The sequence below is a fragment of the Desulfobacula sp. genome, from assembly GCF_014237455.1.
GTDB lineage: Bacteria > Desulfobacterota > Desulfobacteria > Desulfobacterales > Desulfobacteraceae > Desulfobacula.
Genome location: NZ_JABZFL010000063.1, coordinates 1 through 26,668, shown reverse-complemented (window position 1 = coordinate 26,668; position 26,668 = coordinate 1). Strand labels below are relative to the sequence as shown.

21 protein-coding genes are annotated in these 26,668 nt (G+C 40.7%); 15 read left to right on the top strand and 6 right to left on the bottom strand.

Translation table 11 applies throughout. The annotated features are described in order from the left end of the window. The first annotated feature begins 113 nt into the window (after positions 1-113). Positions 114-362: a hypothetical protein gene (locus HGJ91_RS09240; RefSeq protein ID WP_291347438.1), complete on the top strand. Its 249-nt coding sequence runs from the start codon at positions 114-116 to the stop codon at positions 360-362. Here HGJ91_RS09240 and HGJ91_RS09235 read toward each other — a convergent pair. Then, the gene (locus HGJ91_RS09235) at positions 359-931 is read right to left on the bottom strand and encodes a CoA pyrophosphatase (RefSeq protein ID WP_291347437.1); all 573 of its coding nucleotides are present in this window, start codon (positions 929-931) and stop codon (positions 359-361) included. The genes HGJ91_RS09240 and HGJ91_RS09235 overlap by 4 nt on opposite strands. Positions 932-1,083: 152 nt before the next feature. Here HGJ91_RS09235 and HGJ91_RS09230 point away from each other — a divergent pair, with 152 nt between their 5' ends. Genes HGJ91_RS09230 through HGJ91_RS09220 form a run of 3 tightly spaced genes read left to right on the top strand, consistent with a single transcriptional unit; the run spans position 1,084 to position 6,947 of the window. Beyond that, entirely contained in the window at positions 1,084-2,604 is a 1,521-nt protein-coding gene (locus HGJ91_RS09230; protein ID WP_291347436.1) for a sigma 54-interacting transcriptional regulator, read from the top strand. Positions 2,605-2,619: 15 nt separating this feature from the next. After that, positions 2,620-3,741 (top strand): efflux RND transporter periplasmic adaptor subunit, encoded by a 1,122-nt coding sequence (locus HGJ91_RS09225; protein ID WP_291347435.1) that lies wholly within the window; start codon positions 2,620-2,622, stop codon positions 3,739-3,741. A 2-nt stretch (positions 3,742-3,743) separates the two neighbouring features. Further along, on the top strand, positions 3,744-6,947 hold the full coding sequence (locus HGJ91_RS09220; protein WP_291347434.1) for an efflux RND transporter permease subunit: 3,204 nt from the start codon (positions 3,744-3,746) through the stop codon (positions 6,945-6,947). Positions 6,948-6,964: 17 nt separating this feature from the next. On the opposite strand, the gene HGJ91_RS09215 is transcribed toward HGJ91_RS09220, so the two are convergent. The 4 genes from HGJ91_RS09215 to nifJ all read right to left on the bottom strand — a co-directional run bounded on the left by HGJ91_RS09215 (position 6,965) and on the right by nifJ (position 13,119). Next, a complete protein-coding gene (locus HGJ91_RS09215; RefSeq protein WP_291347432.1) occupies positions 6,965-7,573 on the bottom strand; it encodes an XRE family transcriptional regulator in 609 nt (202 codons plus the stop codon). 117 nt (positions 7,574-7,690) lie between these two features. Beyond that, positions 7,691-8,188: a MaoC family dehydratase gene (locus HGJ91_RS09210; protein ID WP_291347431.1), complete on the bottom strand. Its 498-nt coding sequence runs from the start codon at positions 8,186-8,188 to the stop codon at positions 7,691-7,693. 15 nt (positions 8,189-8,203) lie between these two features. Beyond that, positions 8,204-9,466: a peptidoglycan DD-metalloendopeptidase family protein gene (locus HGJ91_RS09205; RefSeq protein ID WP_291347430.1), complete on the bottom strand. Its 1,263-nt coding sequence runs from the start codon at positions 9,464-9,466 to the stop codon at positions 8,204-8,206. Positions 9,467-9,600: 134 nt separating this feature from the next. Then, positions 9,601-13,119: a pyruvate:ferredoxin (flavodoxin) oxidoreductase gene (gene nifJ, locus HGJ91_RS09200; RefSeq protein ID WP_291347429.1), complete on the bottom strand. Its 3,519-nt coding sequence runs from the start codon at positions 13,117-13,119 to the stop codon at positions 9,601-9,603. 248 nt (positions 13,120-13,367) lie between these two features. On the opposite strand from nifJ, the gene rdgC reads away from it, so the two are divergent. The 5 genes from rdgC to HGJ91_RS09175 all read left to right on the top strand — a co-directional run bounded on the left by rdgC (position 13,368) and on the right by HGJ91_RS09175 (position 19,150). After that, a complete protein-coding gene (rdgC, locus tag HGJ91_RS09195) occupies positions 13,368-13,982 on the top strand; it encodes a recombination-associated protein RdgC (RefSeq protein WP_291347428.1) in 615 nt (204 codons plus the stop codon). A 4-nt stretch (positions 13,983-13,986) separates the two neighbouring features. Next, a complete protein-coding gene (locus HGJ91_RS09190; protein WP_291347427.1) occupies positions 13,987-14,520 on the top strand; it encodes a hypothetical protein in 534 nt (177 codons plus the stop codon). A 279-nt stretch (positions 14,521-14,799) separates the two neighbouring features. Continuing rightward, positions 14,800-15,921 carry a DNA polymerase III subunit beta gene (dnaN, locus tag HGJ91_RS09185; RefSeq protein ID WP_291347426.1) on the top strand — a complete coding sequence of 374 codons (1,122 nt, stop codon included), beginning with the start codon at positions 14,800-14,802 and terminating at the stop codon, positions 15,919-15,921. A gap of 14 nt (positions 15,922-15,935) precedes the next feature. Further along, positions 15,936-18,359, top strand: coding sequence for a DNA topoisomerase (ATP-hydrolyzing) subunit B (gene gyrB, locus HGJ91_RS09180; protein ID WP_291347424.1), 2,424 nt, complete (start codon positions 15,936-15,938; stop codon positions 18,357-18,359). A gap of 131 nt (positions 18,360-18,490) precedes the next feature. Beyond that, positions 18,491-19,150, top strand: a complete 660-nt coding sequence (locus HGJ91_RS09175; protein ID WP_291347423.1) for an AAA family ATPase — start codon at positions 18,491-18,493, stop codon at positions 19,148-19,150. A gap of 2 nt (positions 19,151-19,152) precedes the next feature. Here HGJ91_RS09175 and HGJ91_RS09170 read toward each other — a convergent pair whose 3' ends face one another. Further along, positions 19,153-20,352 carry an aminotransferase class I/II-fold pyridoxal phosphate-dependent enzyme gene (locus tag HGJ91_RS09170; protein WP_291347422.1) on the bottom strand — a complete coding sequence of 400 codons (1,200 nt, stop codon included), beginning with the start codon at positions 20,350-20,352 and terminating at the stop codon, positions 19,153-19,155. 228 nt (positions 20,353-20,580) lie between these two features. On the opposite strand from HGJ91_RS09170, the gene HGJ91_RS09165 reads away from it, so the two are divergent. The 6 genes from HGJ91_RS09165 (at position 20,581) to HGJ91_RS09140 (ending at position 26,404) form a co-directional block, all read left to right on the top strand. Beyond that, complete coding sequence (locus HGJ91_RS09165; RefSeq protein WP_291347421.1) at positions 20,581-21,783, top strand: ABC transporter substrate-binding protein; 1,203 nt, start codon at positions 20,581-20,583, stop codon at positions 21,781-21,783. 9 nt (positions 21,784-21,792) lie between these two features. Further along, positions 21,793-23,502: a hypothetical protein gene (locus HGJ91_RS09160; RefSeq protein WP_291347419.1), complete on the top strand. Its 1,710-nt coding sequence runs from the start codon at positions 21,793-21,795 to the stop codon at positions 23,500-23,502. Between the two features lie 10 nt (positions 23,503-23,512). Further along, positions 23,513-24,151: an ATP-binding cassette domain-containing protein gene (locus HGJ91_RS09155; RefSeq protein ID WP_291347417.1), complete on the top strand. Its 639-nt coding sequence runs from the start codon at positions 23,513-23,515 to the stop codon at positions 24,149-24,151. A gap of 4 nt (positions 24,152-24,155) precedes the next feature. Next, complete coding sequence (locus HGJ91_RS09150; RefSeq protein ID WP_291347416.1) at positions 24,156-24,824, top strand: CDP-alcohol phosphatidyltransferase family protein; 669 nt, start codon at positions 24,156-24,158, stop codon at positions 24,822-24,824. A gap of 63 nt (positions 24,825-24,887) precedes the next feature. After that, on the top strand, positions 24,888-25,373 hold the full coding sequence (gene tsaA / locus HGJ91_RS09145) for a tRNA (N6-threonylcarbamoyladenosine(37)-N6)-methyltransferase TrmO (protein WP_291347414.1): 486 nt from the start codon (positions 24,888-24,890) through the stop codon (positions 25,371-25,373). A 119-nt stretch (positions 25,374-25,492) separates the two neighbouring features. After that, positions 25,493-26,404 carry a DMT family transporter gene (locus tag HGJ91_RS09140; protein WP_291347413.1) on the top strand — a complete coding sequence of 304 codons (912 nt, stop codon included), beginning with the start codon at positions 25,493-25,495 and terminating at the stop codon, positions 26,402-26,404. The last annotated feature ends 264 nt before the right edge of the window (positions 26,405-26,668 follow it).

The window sequence follows — 26,668 nt, the reverse complement described above, 5'->3', positions numbered from 1 at the left end:
TACTCTGTACGTCAAACGATACGCGGAAAAACAAATTTAATCAACATATTGTTGTTTGTCAAGAAAAAAAATCTATATATTGTGATTTTAACATACACTGACTATAAACACAAATGCAATTAGATCAAAACCCATTTTTCAGAAAGACCATAACACCCTGGTATGATTCAAATTTTGCCTGCTGGACGCTTATCACTATACTGTTCTTTGTGTTTGTTTTTGCTATTGCCGGCATTTTTGTTGGGTCTGACAATCAGAATTTCCATGAACATGTATGGTTTCCAGGCTTTCTGGCATTTTTAAGCTTGTTTGTTGTGGTTAAAATATTTTTAAGACTTAAAAAACGTTCAAAAAATGATTAGCCGTTCTTTAATAAAACCTCGATAAGATGGTACAAAATTTTACCCGTCACCCCCCAGATCTCGACATCTTCATAGGGGTATGTCAGATGCATGACATTGGGTGTTTGTCGATGAAACTCTTTTTTTTTATGCAAATCAATCAAATACTTTAAAGGAATCTGAAATACCTTGGATATTTCAGACGTATCATGTTTAATGACATCTTTTTGATTCCAGATACCGATCCAGGCTTCAATATCTTTACTGTTAATGGTTTGAAAGTGCCCAAGAGAACCGAGAACTTCTACATTTTCCCGGTTTATCCCCATTTCTTCAGTCAATTCCCTTAAAGCCGTATCCTTTGTTGAAAGATCTTTCTTGTCTTTATGCCCACCTGGAAATGCCATCTGGTTGGCCCAGGGATATCCTTTTACATCTGCTTTCTGGACAAACAGCAGTTCAATTTCCTTATTAAAAACAAACAACGCTATCACACTGGTTGGCTGAAACAGTCCATCATCCGGAGGCCCGGGGTGAGATCCGTTTTGAACTGCTGATCGAATAATACTGATACACTTATTTTTATCCATGAAAACCTTCACCTGAAATATTCAAACAAAACCCGCAAAAGATACAGCGAAAAAGTGCCATTGTCAAATACCCATATTTCATGCAATAATATCCAGACAACTATAGTATAAAAGCAATATCTTAATATAAATATTTGTTTGGAACGGTATGAATGAAATCTTTTGAAGAAATCTCGCTTCTGTATGAAATCAGTGAAGCGCTGAACCAGCATATGGACATGAAAAAATCATTGTTCAAGGTATTAAGTGTTCTATCTGAATCCTTGAATCTGGTCAGGGGAATCATTTTTCTGATCAACTCTGAAACCGGTGAAATCCGGATTGAAATTGCCCATGGCATTTCTGAAGAGACCACTCGTCAAATTAAGTATCTTCCCGGTGAAGGCATCATTGGCAAAGTTATTCAAGACGGAGAGTCGGCTGTTGTCCCACGGATCAGCGAAGAACCGTTATTTCTGGACAAAACCCATTCAAGAGGTATTGTAGAAGGCCAGGACTATTCTTACATCTGCGTCCCCATAAAAAAAGACAACCGGGTGGTCGGTGCCATCAGCGCGGATAGACCATTTGAAGGCAAAAAATCCCTGGAAAAAGGAGAGAAACTCTTATCGGTTGTGGCCACCATGGTGGCCCATCATGTCATCAATATAGAAAATATCCGGGTTGAAAAAGAGCAGTTAAAAACAGAAAATATTCGGCTGAAATCAGCGCTTGAAAACAGATACAGCTTTACCAATATCATTGGAAATTCCAACAAAATGAGGGAAGTCTTTCAAATGATTTCCCAGGTGTCTTCTTCTTCAGCCACTGTTCTGATCCGAGGAGAAAGTGGTACGGGAAAAGAGCTTGTCGCCAATTCCATCCATTATAACAGTGATAGAAATAAAAAGCCTTTTATCAAAATAAATTGTGCCGCCATACCGGAGAACCTTATCGAAAGCGAATTGTTCGGCCACGAGAAAGGGGCGTTTACCGGAGCTTCCCACCAGAAAAAAGGAAAATTTGAAATGGCAGACACAGGAACCATCTTTTTAGATGAAATCGGCAACATGGCGCCTTCCGCCCAGGTAAAACTGTTAAGGGTCCTGCAGGAAAAGGAATTTGAAAGAGTAGGGGGATATAAGCCCATCAAAAGTGATGTCAGAATTGTTGCCGCCACAAATTCCAATCTTGAAGAAATGGTTCAGCAGGGAAAATTCAGGGATGATCTTTATTTCAGGCTGAATGTCTTCCCCATTTACATTCCAAGCCTTAGAATGAGAAAAACAGATGTCATTCTGCTGGCCGATCACTTTCTTGAAAAATACAGAAAAGAACATGGTAAAGACATCAAACGGATCACAACCCCTGCCATTGACATGATGATGGAATATCACTGGCCCGGCAATGTAAGAGAGCTTGAAAACTGTATTGAACGGGCAGTCATCCTCTGTAATGAAGGGGCCATCCACAGCTATCATCTTCCAGCCACTCTTCAAACAGGCATCAAATCCAAAACCCTCCCCCTTTCCCTTGAAGATGGCGTGGCTCATCTTGAAAAAGAAATTTTGATGGATTCTTTGAAAAACACCAAAGGAAATATTAATAAAGCAGCCAAACTCATCGGGGTTACGGTAAGAAAATTCTCTTATAAGACTACAAAATATAATATCAGCTATAAAGATTATAGATAATTTGAGGGTTATGCCATGAAAAAAACACTTTTTTTCGTATTTCTATTGTCATTTTTGTTCATTTTTTTTTCCTGTGAGAATGATAAAATAAAACCGGGATTTTCAGGAAACGGCGCGGCCGGTAAAATATCTGATCCTGAAAATATTACTACCGTTGAAAAACAGGACGTCATTCAGATGTATGAAGCTGTCGGAACTATCCGGCCTTTAACAGAATCTATAATTGAATCCCAGGTCAGTGCACAGATTATAAAAGTATCCTGTGTTCCGGGTACGGCCGTAAAAAAAGGACAGCTTCTCATCCAGCTGGACGCAAGACATCTCACAACCCGGCTCAAACAGGCGAAGGAAGGGCTTGCCGTTGCAAAAAACAGCCTGAAACAGAATTATAAATCCATGGATGAAGCAAAGGCCGGCCTTGACCAGGCAAAAGCAGCATACAACAGAACAAAAAAACTGTTTGAATCAGATATTGTAACGTCTCAAAATCTTGAAATTGACAAAGCCGGGCACCTTCAGGCAAAAGCACGACTTGAAAAATCCCAGGAAGTTGAACTGTCATCAAAAGCATCCATCCGGCAGGCCGAAGAAATTGTTAAAGAAGCCCGAATTGCTCTTGGCTATTCCGCGATCACATCACCTGCAGCCGGTGTCGTAGTGGAAAGAATGATTGACCCGGGAGATCTTGCCATCCCGGGGAAACCACTTTTAATGATCCAGACCAGCGGCGCCTTAAGGCTTGAGGCCAATGTAAGAGAGGGATTGATCAGCCGTATCGTTCTGGGAAATGATTATCAGATCAGAATTGAAACCATCGGGAAAACCGTGGTGTCAAAAATAGATGAAATTGTCCCCTATGCCGATCCGGCCACCCGGACCTTTCTGATAAAAGCATCCCTGCCCGAGACACCGGGTATTTATCCGGGAATGTTTGGAAGGCTTCTTATTCCCGTTGAAAAAGAAAAGACCCTCCTCGTTTTACAAAAGGCTGTGGTCCGGGTGGGCCAGCTTGAACTGGTTTATGTAAAAAAAGAGGGTGCCTGGCAATCGGTCTATATCAAAACAGGCAAGAAATTCGGTGAAAAAATCGAAGTGCTTGCAGGGCTTACCGGAAACGAAACCATAGGATACAACTAAGCATGGCTGAAAAAAAAGATTCCATTCTTACCCGTATTGTAAGACTTTTTCTAACCTCTCAGCTATCTATTATGTTGATCATTATTTCACTGGCCCTGGGCGCATTCAGTATCTATATCACCCCAAAAGAAGAAGAGCCCCAGATCGTTGTTCCCATGGCGGATATCTATGTTGAAGCACCGGGTGCAAGCCCGGCAGAGATAGAAAAACTTGTGGCAACACCCCTTGAAAAAATGTTGTGGGAAATTGACGGGGTTGAGTATGTATATTCCATGTCCACGAGAGAAAAAGCCGTTATTACTGTCCGTTTTTTTGTGGGAGAAGACAGGGAAAACTCTCTGGTCAAACTTAACAACAAAATACAGATGAACCTTGACAGGGTGCCACCCATCGTGACCAACTGGTTGATCAAACCCATTGAAATAGACGATGTCCCTATTTTAAATCTCGCCCTTTATTCAGATCAATACAGTGATCATGAACTTCAAAGGGTGGGAGAAGAACTGATCGCAAGACTGTCAAGACTTGACAATATTTCCAGGTCTTCCATTTACGGGGGAAGAAAAAGGGAAATAAGGGTTGAGATTGATCCTTTAAGAATGAAGGGATTCGGTGTTTCAATACAGGATATTGAACAGGCACTTCAAGGGGCGGATGTCTCCACCCAGGCAGGTTACTTTAACAAAAACAATATCCAGATCACCATTACCAGCAGTTCTTTTTTAGCCTCGGTTGACCAGGTGAAAACCCTTGTGATATCGGCAAGAGAGTCAAAGCCGGTCTATCTTGAAGATGTAGCAAATATCATTGACGGCCCCAAAGAGGCAGATTCCTATACCCGGATCGGCTTTTCCAATTTTTATAAAAAAACCCATGATATTCAGTCTGACAGGCCTTTATCATTTCCCTCCGTGACCCTGGCGTTTTCAAAGAAAAAGGGAACCAATGCTGTCACAGTAGCCCAATGCCTCCTTGAAGAAGTTGAAAAACTTAAAAACACCATCATTCCCGACGGCATTTATATTGAAGTGACCCGGAACTATGGGAAAACCGCCCAGACCAAGGTAAATGAGCTGTTAAAGTCCCTTGGGTTTGCCATTGTTTCCGTTGTTATCCTTCTGGCACTTACCCTGGGATGGCGGGAAGCAGCAGTTGTTGCCCTTGCAGTTCCCATATCATTTTCGCTGGCGCTTTTCATGAATTATCTTTTCGGGTATACCATCAACCGGGTCACCCTGTTTGCCCTGATTCTTTCTTTGGGGCTGGTGGTGGATGATCCCATCACCAATGTGGATAATATCCAGCGGCATATTAAGAAAAAATTTTTCAAACCCTTTGAGGCCACCCTTTACGCTGTACAGGAAGTATTGCCACCGGTGATCATGTCAACGATTGCCATTATTATCTGTTTTGCTCCCCTGGCTTTTATTACCGGCATGATGGGCCCCTATATGGCGCCCATGGCAATCAATGTGCCCCTGACAGTGACCTTTTCAACGGTTTGTTCCCTTACCATTGTCCCCTGGATATCCTATAAGCTGTTAAAAGACGTTAAAGAAAAAACCGAAAAGAAAAAAAAAACAAAGCGCTATCTGGCTAACCTTTACAAAGCTGTCCTGACCCCTTTTCTGAACAAACGATACATGCGGATCTTATTGTTCATTGTGATCATCATTCTTTTAATCGGTTCTTGTTCTCTGGCGGTGTTCAGGCTTGTGCCATTGAAACTGCTGCCCTTTGACAATAAAAACGAATTCCAGATCGTAATTGACATGCCCGAAGGAACATCCCTTGAGTATACGGATCGGGTTGTCCGGGAATTTGAAAAATATTTGAAAACTGTCAATGAAGTCACCAGCTTTGTGTCCTTTACCGGAATATCTTCGCCCATGGATTTTAACGGCATGGTCCGGCATTATTTCATCCGTAAAGGCAGCCATCTTGCAGATATCAGGATCAACCTGGCTCATAAGTCCGACAGAGAGCAGCAAAGCCATACCATTTTGTTGCGCATCAGAAAAGATCTTGAAAAAATCGCAAAAGATAACAATGCACGGGTCCAGCTGGTGGAAGTACCACCGGGACCACCGGTTCTATCCACTCTTGTGGCTGAAATCTATGGCAGTTATGATAAACCCTATGAAGAGCTGCTGCAGGGGGCCCAATATGTTAAATCCATCATGGAACAGGAACCCGATGTTTCCGATATAAAAATTATGACGGAAAAAAACAGCCAAAGAATGGACATAATTGTTGACAGAGAAAAAGCCGCCCTGCACGGAATTGACACTAAAACCATCCTTGACGCCCTGAAAAGTGCCGTGGGAGGCATCACCCCTGCAAGCCTTCATCTGGACCCGGAAAGAAACCCTTTGTGGATCAAGGTGATTCTTCCCCGGGACAAACGATCCGACATGATATCCATCTCCCACATTCCCATCAGATCTTCCAATGGCAAGATGATCCCCCTGGCGGAACTTGTCCGTGTGATTGAAACAAAAAACGCAAAGCCCATTTACCATAAAAATCTTGAGCCGGTCGTCTATGTGATTGGGGAAATGACCGGAAGGGCGCCCGGAGAAGCGGTTCTGGATATAATAAAAACACTTAAAGACAACCCGGCCCAAAACGGGATTCGTGTTAATTGGGCGGGAGAAGGTGAATGGAAGATTACTCTGAGGGTTTTCAGGGATATGGGGCTTGCCTTTGCTGCAGCTCTTTTTGGTATTTATTTTATCCTTGTCATCAATACGGAATCCTATTTTCTGCCCATGCTGATCATGATGGCCATTCCCCTCACCATTCTCGGGATTATGCCGGGATTTTTTGTTTTAAACCTTTTTACCAAAAGTGTGGGCGGCTTTAGTGATCCTGTCTTTTTTACCGCTACGAGCATGATCGGCATGATTGCCCTTGGCGGTATTGTAATTCGAAATTCTCTTGTATTGATCGAGTTTATTCAAGATGCCATAAAGAAGGGCCTTCCGTTCAAGGATGCCATTTTAATCAGCGGGGTTGTCAGAATGCGGCCCATTATCTTAACCGCTTTAACCACAGCCATCGGTGCCTTTCCCATCACGTTTGACCCTGTTTTTTCAGGGCTGGCATGGGCATTGATCTTCGGCTTGTTTGCATCAACGCTGTTTACACTTCTGGTGATTCCAGTCACCTATTATGCAGTTTATAAAAAAGACCACGAAAGATAAAAAAAAGATCCCTGGTTTTATTGAGGTGAAAAAATAACGATCAAAGATTTAGCGACACCATCAATGCCGCGCAAGGCATGGGGGATACTGGAATCAAAGTAAATACAGTCACCTTTTTCAAGCAGATGGATCTGTTCAGAACTTCTGAACTCAACAACGCCATCCATGACAAAATGGAATTCTTCTCCTTTGTGATCATTATAGAGCAGCTCTTCTTCTTCCCTGGGCTCTATCTCTACAACAAACGGCTCCATTTGTTTTCCCACCATAGGATATGCCAAAGACTCCCATCGATACCCAACTTTGGATTCATTTTTGTGATGAAACAATTTTTTAACGCTGTACCGTTCATGTTTTCTTACGACCACAATCCGATCTCCCATTTCATGATCCTGAAAAAAATGACTAATTTTTACACCAAGAGCGGTTGAAATCTTAATCAGCGTGGCAATGGGAGGTGCGGCTATATTATTTTCAATCTGAGAGAGTAACGGCTTGGAAAGTCCGGTCAGATCTGAGACATCCTGAAGTGTTAACGCCCTTTTTTTCCGAAGATTTCGAATTTTATTACCCAGGTTGAGCGCAGCAACTTCTTCTTTCACTTTGTTTTCTATTTTAGGTGACATCTTTGCTTCACTTCCTTTTAAAATATTTCAGATTCATTTTTTGAAAATACTTAACAAAAGACAAAAAAGTTTAGCACGATGAAACATTGAGATCAAGGCTATTTTCGCCAGGATTACTTACATTAGGGGATAATGTTCAGCAGCCAGTTGATTGGTTGGGTCCCCTTCCTGTGTCATGGCTTTCAAGATTTCTTTTTCTTTTTTCATTGGCAGACGGCCTGTCATCTGGACACAACCAACCTGTTTTTTATCCCGGTTGGTAAAGAGTGCCGTTGCTTCTGCCCGGCCGCCCTCCTCTATTTTGGTGATGGTCACAGTACATTGGATGGTATCGCCAAAATAAACAGGACGGATGAATTTAAAATTCATGCCTGTGGCAAGCCATCCCACCTGGCCGCCAAACTCACAGATCATTGACCCGATCAGGAGACCGTGACAAATAACCCCTTTAAACCTTTTTTCATCTGTCCAGCGCCCATCATAATGAACTGGGTTGTAATCCCTTGTCATATCGCCAAATAAAAGGGTGTCTTCTTTTGTAAAGGTTCTTTGATATGTAAAGGTATCATCTAATTTAAGACCATTGATAGCTTTTAACCGGATCGGGTTTGCCATATGCTCTATAATCCTTTAAGTTGATTTTTTATCTGATGAGACAGGCTTTTGGGCGGTTAATATTATAGCAGACAAGTCTATTGTCCTTGCTAAAAACAATTCCATCTCACCGGGTTTGACCGGGTTTGCCGCCGGTACTTTATGTTTGAGCGGATCAAGCAATTTTCCGTTTTTTTTCATCCGGAAATCCAGGTGGGGCCCTGTGGCATACCCTGTCATTCCCACATATCCGATCACCTCTCCCTGCAACACGCTTTTGTTTTTTTTCATGCCTTTGGCAAATTTGCACATGTGGTTATATCCGGTAGTATATCCATTATAATGACGAATGTTAATATAATTTCCCATACCCTTGTTGTAACCGATTTCTGCGATAACACCATCTCCAACAGTTTTTATGGGTGTGCCTTTTGGGGCAGCATAGTCAACGCCTGGATGTGGCCGATACACTTTAAAAATAGGGTGAAGCCTTTTTTTAGTAAATTTGGATGTAATTCGTGAAAACGCAAGTGGTGCTTTTAAAAATGCTTTTTGAAGGGAGTTTCCCTTCTCATCATAATATCCTGATGCCCCTTTTGAATTTTTATGCAAAAAGGCTTTAAAAAGTGTGCCGTTATTCGTAAAAAAGGCAGCTTGAATATTACCATAGCCTGAAAGCTTACCATCGCGATACCGTTTTTCCACAAGAACCCTGAACTGATCACCGGGTTGGATATCCCTGATAAAATCAATGTCCCAGGCAAAAATATCAGACAATTTCCATGCAAGTTTGCTTTTTTCCCCTGATTTTCTTACGGCTTCAAACAGGCTGGATGTAATTGTAGAAGAGACCACCTCAAGAGCTACATCATATTCGATTGGCGCCTGGTTTATGGAAAATATGCCATTTTCCTTTTGAACAACCAGCCTGGCTTCCTTGTTGATTTCATATTCAAACCCAACCAGATTATTCTCCTGCAAAACAATTTTATACGGCTGACCTTTTCTGATATGTGTTAAGGAGAAAACATCTGAACTTCGCCTGCTTATCTCGTATATGGTTTTTAGGGGAAGATATTTATTGAGTAAAGAAGATGCCGTATCTCCTTGTTTCACGACTCCTTTTACAACTTGACTATCAGGTTGAATGCTTGAAAGGGGTTTTGGGATATTTTTGTCTGACTTTGATGCAAAAACAGTATTTAACCCGAAGTTAAAAAGAATGCCGACAAAGAACAGTATATATATAAAAAATTTTTTAAGAAGAACCCTGGTTATAATTTCTCTTTGACAGGTCATTTTCAAGCTCCAGCGTAGTCTCATGTCTTATTTCCAGCCATATAATTGTTTAGCACCATATACAAACATCTTTAGTAAAGGGCCGGGAATTTATATCCCGACCCTTTTTGCATGATTTTTATCGACTTAAAGAATTATTTTTCTTCTTTTCCGGCATCAGCCATCATTTTAAGCATGGTGTATTTATCCGTCACTTCTCCTTCTATTTTAGCTCTCAGCCGTTTTGATTCTTCGGGAAAGCTCTTTTCAAGGGCCGCAAACCTGGTTTCACCGCCAAGGAATTCCTGCAAGGTTCCGTCGGGCGCTTTTGAATCGAGAACAAACGGATTCTTGCCTTCTTTGATCAGTTCAGGGTTATACCTGTACAATGGCCAGTAACCGGATTCAACTGCCAGTTTCCCTTCAAACTGGGATTTACCCATACCTTTTCTGATACCCTGGTTAATACAGGGGGCATAACAGATGATCAAGGATGGTCCCGGATATTTTTCAGCCTCAAGGAATGCTTTCATGGTCTGGTTCTTGTTTGCACCCATGGAGATAGACGCTACATAAATATATCCATAGCTCATGAGCATACGACCCATGTCTTTTTTAACTATTTTTTTACCCGAGGCTGCATATTTTGCAATGGCTCCGGTCGGTGTTGCCTTGGAAGACTGTCCGCCCGTATTGGAATAAACTTCCGTATCCATCACCAGGATATTGATATCATCTCCCGAGGCAAGGACATGGTCCAAGCCGCCGAATCCAATATCATAAGCATAGCCGTCACCACCAAAGACCCAGTGGGATTTTTTCACAAATATATCTTTTTCGTCATAGATCTCTTTTAAGATACCTTGTGTTTCATTTTTTAATAGAATTTTTAACATAAGGCTGAATTTTTTAGATTCTTCTGCATCGTCTTTTCCTGCAAGCCAGCCGTTTAATGCATCTTTTAGCTCTGAGGATATGTCTGTTTTAAGGGCCTGTTCAACCTTTGTTGCCAGGGTTTTTTTCCTGGTATTGGTTGCCAGCATCATGCCATACCCGAATTCCGCTGCATCTTCAAACAAAGAACTTGCATATGCCGGACCTTCGCCATCAGCATTTGTGCAGTATGGGGTTGCTGGCGCTGATCCTCCCCATATTGAGGAGCATCCGGTGGCATTGGCAATGGTCATTCTTTCACCAAAAAGCTGGGTCAAAACTTTCACATAGGGTGTTTCTCCACAGCCTGCACATGCACCCGAGAACTCAAGAAGGGGCTGATAAAGCTGACTTCCCTTAACGGTTCCCCTTTTAAGGATATCGGTTTTAAACGGGATGGTTTTAGAAAATTTATAATTTTCCTCCTGTCCCTCAATCTGACTGGCAAGGGGTTTCATCTCAAGGGCAACGGTTTTGGCAGGACAAATATCTGCGCAGTTTCCACAACCCAGGCAATCCAATGGATTCACCTGGATTCTGAATTGATACTCTTCCATACCCTTGCCCTTGCCATCAATAGTAATAAATTTTTCCGAAGCCCCTGCGAGTTCTTCCTGGGTTGCAACGATCGGGATAATCGCTGCATGGGGACAGACAAAGGCACACTGGTTGCACCCTATACAGTTTTCAGGAATCCATTCAGGTACATTAATAGCAACCCCTCTTTTTTCATACTGAGCTGTTCCCTGTTCAAAAACACCATCCGGTGTAAATGCGCTGACCGGAAGATCGTCTCCGCCCTGGGCATTAATTTTCCGCATGACATTATCCACAAACGGGGTCGTCTTTTCAACAAGCTTTTCTTGTCTTACAGCCTCTTTCCAGGATTCGGGAATTTTAATTTCAATTAGATTATCAAGGGTTTTATCAACCGCCTCAATATTCATTGAAACAATTTTTTCACCCTTTTTACCGAACTTGGCTTTAATGTCTTCCTTTAAAAGACCGATGGCCTTTTCAACGGGAAGGACATTGGCAAGTTTGAAAAAACAGGTCTGCATGATCATGTTGATCCTGCCACCCAGGCCTACTTCACCGGCAATTTTAACGGCATCAATATTAAAAAATTTAAGTTTTTTATCATAAATGGTTTTTCTGATATCACCGGGAATATACTTTTCCATGTCTTTAACAGACCAGGGTGAATTAAGAAGGAAGATGCCCTCATCTTTAATTCCCTTTAGGACATCATAAAGCTCTACATAATTGGATTTATGACAGGCGACAAAATCAGAGTTGTCAATCTGGTATGTTGACTGAATAGGCACATCACCGAATCTTAAATGGGATACGGTCAAGCCCCCTGATTTTTTTGAATCATAGGCAAAATACCCTTGGGCATACTTATCCGTATTGTCACCGATAATAGCGATGGCACTCTGGTTTGCACCAACAGTTCCATCAGCCCCAAGACCCCAGAATTTAGCAGCAATCGTTCCTTCAGGCGCCGGGTTGAAACCGGTTTTCACTTCAAGGGATGTGTGGGTTACATCATCAACAATACCCACGGTAAAATGATTTTTCGGTTGGATGGACTTCATGTTGTCAAAAACAGCCTTAATCATATTCGGGTTAAATTCCTTGGAAGACAGACCATATCTGCCACCAACGATTTTCGGGCTTTCACCATATTCCATGAATGCTGTACACACATCCATATAAAGTGGATCACCAATTGCGCCCGGTTCCTTGGTTCTATCAAGTACTGTGAGTGTCTCAACAGTTGAAGGAATCGCTCTTAAAAAACTCTGGGTGTCAAAAGGTCTGTAAAGACGAACTTTTACAAGTCCGAGTCTCTCACCCTGGGTATTGAGCCGGTTAATGGATTCTTCAATAGCTTCACAACCGGAGCCCATGGCAACAATCACCCGGTCAGCTTCAGGGTCTCCCACATAATCAAACAGGTTGTATTCCCGTCCGGTCAGATCACTGACCTTTTTCATATAATCGCTCACAATGGCCGGAAGTTTTAAATAGTATGAGTTGGCAGCTTCTCTGCCCTGAAAAAAAATATCCGGGTTCTGGGCTGTTCCCCTGGTATCAGGATGTTCAGGGTTTATGGCGCGGTTTTTAAATGCTTTATAGGCATCATAATTAAACAGGGATGCCATATCTTCATATTCAATCATTTCTATTTTCTGGATTTCGTGGGAAGTCCTGAACCCCTCATAAAAATGCATAAAAGGTACCCGGGCTTCCATGGTTGCAAGATGAGCAACTAAAGCGATATCCTGGGCTTCCTGGACTGAATTGGACGACAGTATGGCAAACCCTGTCTGACGGGCAGACATGATATCCTGATGATCGCCAAAAATGGATAGCGCATGGCCGGAAATAGAGCGGGCAGTCACATGAAAAACACAGGGAAGAAGTTCACCAGCAATTTTATACATATTGGGTATCTTGAGTAAAAGTCCCTGGGATGCCGTAAAGCTTGATGTAAGAGCCCCTGCTGCAAGAGAACCGTGAACCGCTCCTGCTGCGCCTGCTTCAGACTGCATCTGTTTAATGTTTAATACCTGGCCGAATATGTTTTTTCTGCCTTTTGACGCCCAGCTGTCTGCGATTTCACCCAGGGGGCTTGAAGGCGTAATCGGATATATGGCTGCGACTTCACTCATAGCATAGGCCACATGGGTTGCGGCTGTATTTCCGTCAATAGTCTGCGTTCTCTTTTTCATAGTTTTTACCTCATTTATAATCATGAAAATAATTAAAATTCCAATATAGCCTTTAACCCATACAACAACTGGCTGAATAAGTAAATAATTAAAGAAACTCGATAAGTTAAGATATTATGCGAGATGTGTCAATGCCCAATAATTAAAAGAAGGTGTCTGTTATTTTTCATTAAACTATGATAGAAAGACTCGGCACGAACAATATATTATTTTTAATAAAAATAACTATTTATAACAAGGATAAAGGTATGGGATTAATCTCTTCAACGCATTCTGTCAGCCGGTATCATATTGATGGAAAAATTGAGGGTTCAATTACAGAAAAAGTGCGAAACGGTCTAATAAAACATTCAATTCCTAAAATAGAGAGTGACTATGATGAACTTTCAGCCGGGTGGGCACCGGTTGAAAGTCCTTATAATCCGGATTTTAATAAATTTTCCTTTCTGTTTGGAACTTACTTTCTGTTTTCTTTGAGAATTGATAAAAAATCAATTCCAGCTAAACTGATTCAAAAATATATGGTCATTGAAATTGAAAAAAAGAAAAAAAAATCAGAAAGAGATTTTATTTCCAAAAACGAGAAATCAGAAATAAAAGAAATAGTCACAGATGTTTTAATGCATAAGATTCCGGCTATTCCCAACGTGTATGATGTCCTCTGGAATTATGAAGAAAAAAATCTCTGTTTATACACCACACAGAAAGCCGCCAATGAATTTTTTGAAACTATTTTTTTAAAATCCTTTAATTTAAAACCCATAAGACTGTTTCCCTATACTATTGTTGAAACCCAATCAAACTTTTCAAACCCGCAAAAAGACAGGGTGCTAACACTTTCCCCTTTAAAATATTCGAGGTGACCGTATGCTTGATATTGCAACTGCTTATAATAAATATAAATTTCTTGGAAATGACTTTTTGACCTGGATCTGGTTCTTAATTGAAACCGATCAGAAGATATCACCCCTTTTAAAAACAAAAGATGTTGTCACGCTTGACGTTGGTAATTCAATTGTCCTTGAAAACAAATTAGGGGACAAATCAAAGGAAAAAATTACTATAAAAGGGGATCAGGCCGGCCTTGAAGAAGGAACCACTGCGTTGAAAAAAGGCGCGTGGGTTACCCAGATTAACCTGACGTGTAAAATCAATGAGGATAAATATAAATTTACTATAAAAGGGGAAAGTTTTAATATTACCGGTCTTAAAACTCCAAAAACAGAACTATCTAAAAAAGAAGATGAAATTGAAGGTTTGGTATTAGAAAAATCTTTCTTTTGTTTTAAAATTTTCGAAGTTATTGACACTCTTTTTTTAAAATATCTTGAACAAAGAACGGCAGATGATTGGAATAATAAAGGATTACAAGATGTTAAAAACTGGATTGGGTCATTTTAATAAACTGTTTAAAACCAGGCAGTTTTAAACACCTTAAATTTAAGTGATAAAACTTGCTGTTTTTTATTTAAAAACAAACATGATTTTAAATAATTTATTAAAAATATCTATAATAAATTTAAAGGCTTATTTATTTTTAAACATTTAAACACTCTTTATTGTTATTATAATCTTTTATTAAATATTTAATAAATAAAATCATCCCTATTTAACAATTGATAAATCAAATAATTTGATATAAATATTGAGGGATGTATAATTTTAAAAAAGGAAATTTAAATGAAATTTTCGTTTGATAAAAAGGATATTCTGGACGTTCTTTCAAAAATTCAGGGATTGACCGGAAGAAAAACCAATTTGACCATTACATCTGATATTCTTATCAAAGCAATGGGATCCGGGATCACTATCACAGCCAATGATCTGGAAACTGTTTTTCTTGGGACCTATGAGGCCCAAGTGGAAACAGAGGGTGTTTTATCTATTAATTCGAAAAAATTTTTTGAAATTATCAGAGAATACCCGGAAAATAAAATTCTAATTAATGAAATAGAAAACAGGTGGGTTGAAATTGGAAAGGGAGACAGTGTTTTTCATATTGTATCTTCTGATTATGAAAACTTTCCTGAAACCCCGGTCATAGAAAATATAGAATTTGTTGAAATTAATTCCACAGATTTAAAAAAGATGGTTGATGTAGCTTCTATTGTGAATTATTCAGGTGAAGAAAAACGGATTTATGTTATCGGATCACTGATCGAAAAAATATCAACAGATGATGGCGAAAGATTAAGAATCGTATCAACGGATTCAAGACGGCTTCATTGTTATGATACAGAGTTTAAAGGAGAACTTTTGCTGCCGGATGAAAGTGTAATTATCCCTAAAAAAGGGTTGTCTGAGTTAAGCAAATTTATAGACAGCAGTAAAGGCGGTATAAAGGTGGGAGTTAAAGACAACCACTTTGTTTTTCAAAATAAAAATGAATCCATCATGATCAAACTTCTTGAAGGGGAGTATCCTGATTATAAACCCGTGATAAATTATGAAAAAATGATTCCCATTGAAATGGACAAAATTATGTTTTCAACCCTTATGAAGCGGGTATCTATTTTAACCTCTGATGATTATAAAAGTGTGATTTTAAATTTCAAGGAAAATGAGCTTTTGGTTACCATTACCAATCCTGAAATCGGAGAGTCAAAAGAGCAGATGATGATCTCTTTTTCCGATGAAGAGATTAAAAGCGCCTTTAATCCGAGATATTTTATAGACGCCTTAAGTGTTTTTGAAGAGAGTATTGTTGTTCTAAATGTTAAAGACAATAAAAGCCCTTGTATTATCCGGGGTCTTGATGACGATAAACTTATTTGTGTAATAATGGCGATGCACATATCATAATATAGAGGTCACACGTGAATGAAAACAAAGTAAACAAAGAGTATAGTGCGGATAGTATAAAAGTACTTGAAGGTCTTGAAGCCGTACGGAAAAGACCGTCTATGTATATAGGAAATGTTGATCTTCAGGGCCTTCATCATCTGGTTTATGAAGTGGTGGATAATAGTATTGATGAGGCCATGGCAGGAGAATGCGATAAGATTCTTGTGACCATTCATCCGGATATGCGCGTGAGTGTGGAAGATAACGGTCGCGGGATTCCTGTTGAAATACATGAAACAGAACACATACCGGCATGTGAAGTGGTCATGACCAAACTTCATGCCGGGGGTAAGTTTGACAAAGACTCCTATAAAGTCTCCGGCGGGCTGCACGGAGTGGGAATTTCCGTTGTGAACGCACTTTCTCAGATCCTTGAGATGGAAGTCTATAAGAACGGAAAAATTTATTCTCAGTCCTATTCCAAAGGAAAGGTGCTGACCGAACTGACCATTAAAGGGGATACGGATAAACGGGGAACAAAAATTACATTCACCCCTGATTTTGAAATCATGAACGAGAATGAATTTGTGTATGAGACCCTTACCCGGAGAATGAGAGAGCTTGCCTTTTTAAACAAAGGTGTCAGAATCATTATTGAAGATGAACGGTCTGCTGAAAAAGAAGATTTTTATTATGAAGGTGGAATCGTTTCTTTTGTTGAATATCTGAACCGGTCCTGTACAGCTTTGCATGATCCCATTCATATTGAAGGGGCTAAAAAGGATGTACAAATTGAAGTGGCTATTCAATATAATGACACATTTAAGGAAAAACTCTATTCATTTGCCAATAATATTAAGACCGTTGAAGGTGGTTTTCATGTGTCCGGTTTTAAAGGTGCGTTAACCCGCACAGTGAACTCCTATATTTCTTCAGGATCAAATAATTTGCCTAAAAACATGCAGAATATTAAAATAGGCGGCGATGATATGAGAGAAGGTCTTGCCGTTATTATATCCGTGAAACTGATGGAGCCCCAGTTTGAAGGCCAGACAAAAACAAAGCTTGGGAACAATGAAGTTAAAGGGATTGTTGAATCCCTTCTCAATAAAAAATTAGGCCATTATCTCGAGGAAAATCCATCTGTTGCAAGGAAAATCATTGGCAAGGCCGTTGATGCGGCAAGGGCCAGGGATGCCGCCAAAAGAGCCAGGGAGCTTGCCAGAAAAAAAGGAACTCTGATGGATTCATCTCTCCCTGGAAAACTTGCCGAATGCCAGTATGCAGACCCTGCTGAAAGAGAATTATTTCTCGTGGAGGGAGATTCTGCAGGCGGCAGCGCCAAACAGGGAAGAGACAGACGCTTCCAGGCCATTCTTCCTCTTAAGGGAAAAATTTTGAACGTTGAAAAGGCCAGATTTGATAAAATTCTGCGAAGTGATGAAATTAAAAATATTATTACGGTTCTTGGGACCGGTGTTGGCAGCGAAGAATATGATATTGAAAAAATCAGGTATCATAAAGTTGTGATCATGACGGATGCAGATGTTGATGGATCTCATATCAGAACCCTGTTGTTAACCTTTTTTTACAGACAGATGCCGGATCTGGTTTCAAAAGGATATTTATATATTGCCCAGCCGCCTCTTTTCAGGGTGGGTTCAAGAAAAAGCGGGGTATACCTGAAAAATGAAGAAGAGTATTCCAATTATCTGGTAAAGAGAGTTACCGGACAGAAAGATCTTTTTCTAAACAGGAACAAAGAACCACTTTTAGAAGATGAGTTTTATTCTTTTTTAATTGATTTGTCTGAGTATTATACTGCAGTGAATCTGTTAAAGAAAAGAGATATGGACACCAGTCTTTTGCTTACCCTGATTAAAAACGGAGTGAAAGATAAATTTTTTCTTGAGGAAAAGCAAAATTTTCTTTCCCTTTCAAAAGATCTTGGGAAAAATGGATATGCCCTTGGTGAAATAGAGTATGACCCGGAAAGAAACATTTTTGAAATGGATATATATGAGAAAGAAGAAAAACAGCTTCTTTTGAGGGTTGGCAGAGAAATTCTGGCCACCGGTGATTACAAAAGAATGTTAAGAGGATATGAAAAAATCAAACACTTTGATAAACCGCCTTTTTCCGTATCTGCCAAGCAATCAGATGCACAGACAAAAAAAGAGTATCATTTTGATGATACTAACAGCCTGTTTGGGTTTATCATGTCAGAAGCTAAAAAAGGGATCAATACCCAGCGTTACAAGGGTCTGGGTGAAATGAATGCAGATCAGCTCTGGGAAACCACCATGAATCCTGAAAAAAGAAATATGCTCCGCGTGGATATCGAAGATGCTGAAAAAGCAGATGAAATTTTTACCCTTCTGATGGGTGAGGAAGTGGAACCCAGGAGGAACTTTATTCAAAAACATGCCCTTGAGGTCTCTTCTCTCGATTATTGATAGGGTTGTCTAAAATAAAAGGCGGGTGAGCGGGTCAATGTTTCATTGACTTAATTTCGAATTTAAACTATTCTGTGAATACACTTCAATGATAAATTCTTTGTGACGGTTATTAAAAAAAGGAGGATATCATGAGCAAGTCTATTCATAAAATGATCGATGAACGGATCAAAAGATGGGAACTGGAGAAAAGGGAAGATAAGCCCCTTCAGGAGACGGTCAATGTTATCACCATATCAAGGGAATCCGGCAGTCGGGGATATGACGTTGCAAAAAAACTATGCCGGGAAACAGGGCTTGATCTTTTTCATCATGAAATAGTTGATGCTATGGTTGAGACATCAAAGAGCAGCCGGGTTTTTCTGGAAACTCTGGATGAGAGAGGAATGAATGTTGTTGATGATATCGTATCCAATTTTGTGAGTGAGCACCATTTATGGCCGGATGAGTATTCAAAATTCCTGTTTAAGATACTGACCACCATCGGCAAGCATGGAAATGCCGTTATTCTCGGAAGAGGTGCTAATTGTGTTCTTCACAAACAAAACGTACTCAGGGTAAGACTTGTTGCCCCCATGATAGTCCGGCGTGATTATATACAGAAAAGCCTTGATCTGAATAAGACTGATGCACAAAGACATATCGTCAGCACAGACGCCAACAGAAGCGCTTTTGTAAAAAGGTATTTTAATAGCGATGCAACCGATCCTGCCAATTACGATCTTATTTTGAACACAGGCACCTTGTCTGTTGAAAAGGCGGTGCAGATAATTAAATGCTCAATCAGCTGAAATTAAACTATTATGTTTTCCATGGCTTTTTTCATTTGACGGACAGCCTGTCTTAACCGTTCTTCATTTTCCACTAGAGCAAGACGCAGGTATCCTTCTCCTTCTTCACTGAACCCTGTTCCGGGAGCAACCGCTACATTCGCCCTGTTCATCATCTCAATGGCAAACTGCATGGCACCCATTTTGTTGAATGGTTCTGGGATCTTCGCCCAGATAAACATGCCGGCCTTTGGTTTTTTAATGTCCCATCCGATTCTTTCAAGGCCGCTGCACAACACATCTCTTCTGGTTTGGTACAGGTTTGCCAGCTCGGGAATCGTATCGTCACAATCGCGTAATGCAATAATCCCGGCCACCTGGATGGCCGAAAAGATGCCATAGTCAAAATAGCCTTTGATTTTTCCAAGGGCTTGAACAATCTCAGCGTTTCCCACACAATACCCAATTCTCCATCCGGCCATGTTATAGGATTTTGAAAAAGATCCGAATTCAACCCCAACATCTTTTGCGCCGTCCACTTCAAGGAAACTTGGGGCTTCATATCCGTCAAAGGTGATTTTTGAATAGGCAAAATCATTGATGACCATGAATTTAAACCGTTTGGCAAGTGTTACCACTTCTTTGAAAAACTCCTTGTCCGTTACAACTCCTGTGGGATTATGGGGGTAATTGAGCATGAGAACCTTGGGTTTGGGGTAACAGGATTCACAGATGTTGATGATGCGGTCAAGAAAGCTTTTTTCAGGTTCTATGGGTATTTTCATGACATTGGCCCCTGCAATAACGGCTGCATAAATGTGAATCGGGAATGCAGGGGCAGGCACAAGCACGGAATCTCCCGGACCCATGATGGCCAGGCAGAGATGGGATATCCCCTCTTTGGAGCCAATGGTGAAATAAGTTTGGGTTTCAGAATTAAGATCAATATTGTAATGCCGCTTGTAATATTTAGCAATTTCAATTTTTAAATGCGGCATGCCGGAGCTTTCCGGATACCGGTGTGATTTGGGGTCTTTGGCCACTTCAATCAGTTTTTCAATCACTGCATCAGGTGTGGGATCCATTGGGTTCCCCATACCAAGATCAATGACATCATCCCCGGCCCGCCGTTTTTCCATTTTCATCTGGTTGATCATTCCGAACAAATAAGGGGGCAGCTGATCCATACGGTTTGCAAAACGAACAACACTCTTTTCTTCCAAAACAACACTCCTTTGTAAAACGTTATCTTGTAATTGTAAAAACAAAACCATAGCAGATTTTTAAACCATAGGAAAACAAAAAGTATTCCCCCTTCTTTTTTGTCAGACACACATCTTTTAAACTTGTTTTTTTTTGCCTTGACAAAGGGATAATTCCACACGAATATGGTTTAATATTCGCATACAAAGAAGAGAATATTTTTAAACTCAAGAGAAACAGGACATACCATGAAAAGCTTTTTTTTAATTCTAATAGGGTTGGCCTTTTTATTTTTATCAGGTTTCTCACAAGCCTTTGCGCAAGAGTGGGGGGAGATTGAAGAAAAAGCAAAAGGGCAGACTGTCTATTTTAATGCCTGGGGCGGATCTCAAACCATTAATGAGTATATTCAATGGGCTGCAAACGCGGTACAAAAAAAATACAATGTCCATGTTATCCATGTAAAAGCAACGGATATCAGCGATGTGGTTTCCCGCATCCTTGTTGAAAAAGCAGCAGGTAAAAATACAAACGGCAGCGTGGATCTCATGTGGATCAATGGGGAAAATTTTAAGGCCATGAAGGAAAATAAGCTTTTATATGGTCCTTTTTCTCAAAAACTGCCCCATTATCATCTGGTGGACATAGAGAATAAAAAAACATTGCTGTATGATTTTACAACGGCGGTTGATAACATGGAATCTCCCTGGGGAATGGCCCAGCTTGTATTTTCATATAATTCAAACCGCGTGACAAACCATCCCAAAACCATGCTGGAGTTATTGGCGTTTGCAAAACAAAACCCAGGACGATTTACCTATCCTTCCATACCCGGGTTTCATGGAACAACCTTTATTAAACAGGCGCTTTTTGAGCTGATCCATGATCCCGGCGTATTGAATAACCCCGTGATTTTGTCTGAGTTTGAAAAAAACACCCGGCCATTATGGGAATATCTTGATGCGCTGCATCCTTTTTTGTGGCGAAAAGCAAAGGCATTCCCGACAAGTGCCTCCCAGATGGTAAGCCTTTTAAATGACAATGAAATTTTTATTTCTTTCAGCTTTAATCCAAATTCTGCCTCCAATGCCATTGAAAACGGGGAGCTTCCCGATACGATAAGAACCTATATCCATACCGGCGGCACCATTGGCAATGCTCATTTTGTGGGCATTCCCTTTAACTCGTCAGCTAGGGTCGGGGCAATGGTGTTTGCCAATTTTCTTTTAAGCCCTGAAGCCCAGGCAAAAAAAGCAGATCCGAGGATCTGGGGCGATACAACTGTTCTTGACACCCAAAAACTTGCAGGCAAAGATAAGGCCTTGTTTGATGCCGTTCCAAAAGGGGTTGCCACCCTGACACCCAAAGAACTGGGCCAGGGCTTGCCGGAGCCTCATGTGTCATGGGTTCAGGCCCTGGAAAAAAAATGGCTTGAAAAATATAGCAAATAACAGGAGATAATGACGAGAATGTCTGGCCAGGCAAAGAACAGTCTGTTTCCTGTCGTTGTTATTGGCCTTTTTTGCATCACCATTCTGGCAGGTCTTATAGGAACGCTTCTGCCCTCTTTAAATTATTTGCCCGTTATCGGACATACAAGTTTTTCATTATCCGTCTGGTTTGATTTTTTTTCCTATCCCGGTATTCAAACCGCCATTCGTGTAACGCTTTTCACCGGGCTAAGTGCTTCTTTTGGTGCTGTCAGCCTTGCGTTTTTGTTTATTACCTTTTCTTATGGAAACAGGTTATGGAAATTTTTTGAGAAAATCCTTTCCCCTGTGCTTTCAATTCCCCATGCAGCATTTGCCATAGGGTTTGGTTTTTTAATCGCTCCTTCCGGATGGCTGATCAGGATGGTTTCTCCCTGGATGACAGGGTTTACAGTGCCTCCGGACTGGCTTCTTCTCAATGATCCTTTTGGTATCAGTCTTACTATAGCATTGGTGATAAAAGAGTTTCCGTTCTTAATTATGGTGACTATGGGTGCCTTAGGTCAGCTTGATATAAAGAAAACACTCCTGGCGGGAAGAGCGCTTGGGTATAAAAAAGAACAGATCTGGCTGAAACTTTTAATTCCAAGATTATATCCCCATTTAAGGCTCTCCATTTTTGCCGTCATTGCCTATTCTTTTTCCGTTGTGGATATGGCCATTATTTTAGGCCCAAGCTCCCCTCCACCACTTGCTGTACTAATTTTGAAATGGTTCAATGATCCTGTGATGAGCTTTAAGATGCTTGCTTCAGCCGGGTCTTTATTCCTTTTTTTTATGGTGATGGTCAGTATTTTATGTGTTTATCTTATTGAAAAATCCGCCGGGGTTTTAAGGCCCTGGACGGCAAATGGAAAGCGCCGTTCTTTTCTGGCACCAATTAAACCAATCATTTTTTTTATGGGCAGCACAACTTTTTTTTTCACTGCTGTTTCCTCTGTTATCCTTGTGATCTGGTCCTTGACATGGCAATGGCGGTTCCCTGATTTTCTTCCATCTGCCGGGACTTTAAAATTCTGGGAAAAAGGACTGGAGTCATCTTTTGATCCCGTGATGACAACCTTGTTGACAGGAATAGTTTCTGCATTTATTGGACTTGTTTTGACTATCGGCTGCCTGGAGCATAATGTGACGGCTAAACAAAGAAGGACCCGAAACTACACTAACTATATCCCTTATTTTTTATATCTTCCGTTGCTGGTTCCCCAGATCTCCTTTATGGCAGGGATCCAGCTTTTGCTGGTCATCATGAGGATGGACGGCTATTGGATAACCCTTATGGTTTCCCATCTGCTGTTTGTACTGCCCTATATGTTTATTGCCTTGAGTGCCACATATCTTGCCTTTGACAGCCGGGTTTTTGACCAGGCAATGCTTTTGAAACGATCGTATATCATGGTTTTGTTCAGGGTAAAATTACCCATGCTGTTAAAACCCATCCTGTTTTCTTTTGCCATCGGGTTTTCCGTGAGCGTGGCCCAATATATTCCCACCATGCTGGTGGGGGCTGGAAGATTTTCAACCATTACCACAGAGGTTGTCAGCATTGCCTCGGGCTCGGACAGAAGGGTTATTGCAGTTTATGCACTGATTCAGCAGTTTTTGCCCATGATGATGTACAGCCTTGCCATTATTTTCCCCAAAATTTACTATTACAATAGAAAAGGAATGCAGGTATAAGGATAAGAATATGTCACTTGAACTGGAAAAGGTCAGCATATTAAAACTGGGGGCGAATATATTTGATCCAGTGAATCTAGTGATTAAGCCAGGTGAGATTACCACCGTTATGGGGCCAAGCGGGTGTGGAAAGTCTACTCTTTTGTCTGCTGTGTCAGGAAGCCTGGACAGGGTGTTTACCCTTAAAGGGTCCATCCGCTTATATGGCCAGGATATATTAACTCTGCCCATGGAAGAGCGGAATATCGGACTTCTTTTTCAGGATGACCTTCTCTTTCCCCACATGGATATCGGCAGCAACCTTGCCTTTGCCATTAAAGAGAAAATATCCAGGGCGCAGCGAAATAAAATGATTGATGAAGCCCTTAAAACAGCAGGGCTTGAAGGGTTTGAAAAACGTGATCCCTCAAGCCTTTCAGGAGGGCAGAAAGCAAGGGTCAGCCTTTTAAGAAGCCTTTTGGCCGAACCCGCTGCTCTGCTGCTGGATGAGCCCTTTTCAAAGCTTGATCAAACGCTTAAAGCAAAAATTAGACCTTTTGTTTTTTCTCAGATAAGAAGAATGAATATCCCGGCGCTTTTAGTGACTCATGATCCCATGGATTGCCCTGAGGGCGGGATGATATTAAACTTGAACAAAGAAGAAGGATAAACCCATGCTCGACCCCTGGGCGATAAAATTAGTGAGTGCACCTTTGAAAGCCTGTGCCCATATTCTTAAAAAAAAGGATATCAAACCGGATCAAGTCACAATCGCAGGTTTTGGTATAGGTCTGCTTGCTTTTTTTGCACTCTGGATGGCCTGGTACAAAATTGCTCTGTTTTTTATCATCTTGAACCGGATCATGGACGGGCTGGATGGAGCACTTGCAAGACTGACAACCAAAACAGATGCTGGCGGGTTTCTGGATATCTGTCTTGATTTTATTTTTTACGCCGGTGTGGTTGCAGGGTTTGCCCTGGCAGTCCCTCAAAATAATGCCATTCCCGCAATCTTTTTATTGTTGAGTTTTGTGGGAACAGGGACCAGTTTTCTTGCCTTTGCCGCCATGGCCCAAAAATATGGTTTGAAGAGTGTGGCCTATCCCCATAAGGCCATGTATTATATAGGAGGGCTTACCGAGGGAACGGAAACCATTATTTTTCTGGCCATAATCTGTATATTTCCAGAGCACTTTCCTTTCTTAGCTTTTTTCTTTGCCTTTTTGTGCCTGATTACAACGATAACAAGGGTTTTATCAGGATATGCAACGTTGAAAGACGTTGCAAAAAACAAAGAAAAGATGGTATTTAATCAGAGCATGAATATGGATCACGACCCTTAATGACAGGTAATATATAATGAAACCACAAGAAATAGAACAATAGTGTTTAAAGGAGAACAAATAATGAAGCTCACTCTTTTTCCAATTGGTACAATTGAAACCCCTTTTAATGATTTGAAGGATATACCCATACAACCTTCGGGGGCTGCTAAAGTTCAGGGAACCATTGTCATAGACAAGAAATATGAACAGGGTTTAACTGATCTGAAAGGCTTTTCCCACATCATTCTTCTCTATCTTTTTCATCAGTCAAAGGGGTATGATTTGATGGTCAAACCTTTTCTGGATGATCAAAAAAGAGGCCTTTTTTCCACACGGGCTCCAAGGCGGCCTAACCCAATCGGATTGTCTGTTGTCCGGTTGATCAAAAGAGAGGGTAATAGATTAACCATTGAAGGAATCGATGTGCTGAATGGTACCCCGTTAATTGATATCAAGCCCTATGTCCCGGGATTTGACACAAAAGAAGTGACAGCCATTGGCTGGCTTGAAAGCAAGCAGGAAAATGCAACAGCCTTAAAGTCTGATGATCGGTTTATTAAAACATAGCTCAAGTTTAATAAAAAAACACTTTACCTCTTTTTAACAGTTCTATAAGCTTGGCAGATTCAAAATAAATTATCTTGATTAGATAACTATTTTAAATAACAATCAATCTGGAGTGTAAGTTGCAAAACAATGATGATCTGACCGTTAAAGCATCTGTTTTAACGGTTTTTATATGTATTCTTTTCGGTGCCAACCCTGTGGCTATAAAATTTAGCCTTACAGGGTTAGGCTCTTTTACCGCAGCGGGAATCCGGTTTGCTATTGCGGCTGTTGTAATTTTTACCTGGGCAAGGGTTAAAAAAATACCGTTAAAACTCAATCAGAAACAATTGGGCCAGATGCTGATAGTTTCTGCCATTTTTGTTGTTCAGCTCTCCTGTTTTTATATGGGCCTTGACAAAACCACGGCTTCCCACGGGGCATTGATAGCAAACATTTTACCATTTTTTGTATTGATTTTAGCGCACTTTTTTATTCCCGGTGACAGCATTTCCTTAAAAAAAGGGGTCGGTATAACCCTTGGGTTTATTGGTGTTTTACTCTTGTTTTTTGACAAACAGGACTTGACCGGTGATTTAAAGAGAGGGGATTTGATTATTCTTGGGGCTGTATTCTTGTGGAGCTCAAGTGCGGTTTTTGTAAAAAGGATTATTTCTGATTATAATATAGCTCAAATTACCATATATCCCATGGTTTTCGGTGTACCCTTCTTTTTTCTCGGCGGTTTTTTATGGGATGATCAAATGATACGAATAATCAACCCGACGATTATCAAGGCACTGCTGTATCAGTCCATTGTAACGGCAGCTTTCGGGTTTATTGTCTGGAATAGCCTGCTACAGAAATTCGGGGCAACAGCACTCCATTCTTTTATCTTTATCATGCCCCTGGCCGGTGTCCTGTTTGGCGTGCTGCTTTTGGGAGAGACCATTACTCCTCATTTGGTCACTTCAATCACTTTTATTGTGACAGGAGTGATCATTGTAAATTTGAGAAGAAAGAAACAGACCGTCAAAAAGGTGGTTGTCTAAATTGTTTGGTTTAAATTAGGCATTAATTCAAATAGATATAAGTTTTTTTTATTTTATGTGAAAAAAAGGTTTGACAGAACGTTTTTTTTCATGCATCATACGCCGGTCTTCTCGAGGACGGTTCGAGCTTCTTCGAGAAGTTTTTTTTTGATCTTTGAAAATTGGTCAGTGAGAAATTTTAGAGCGGGTCTAAAACAAGACTTTAAAGAGTTTATAGTATAGGATTATAACTGGAGAGTTTGATCCTGGCTCAGAATGAACGCT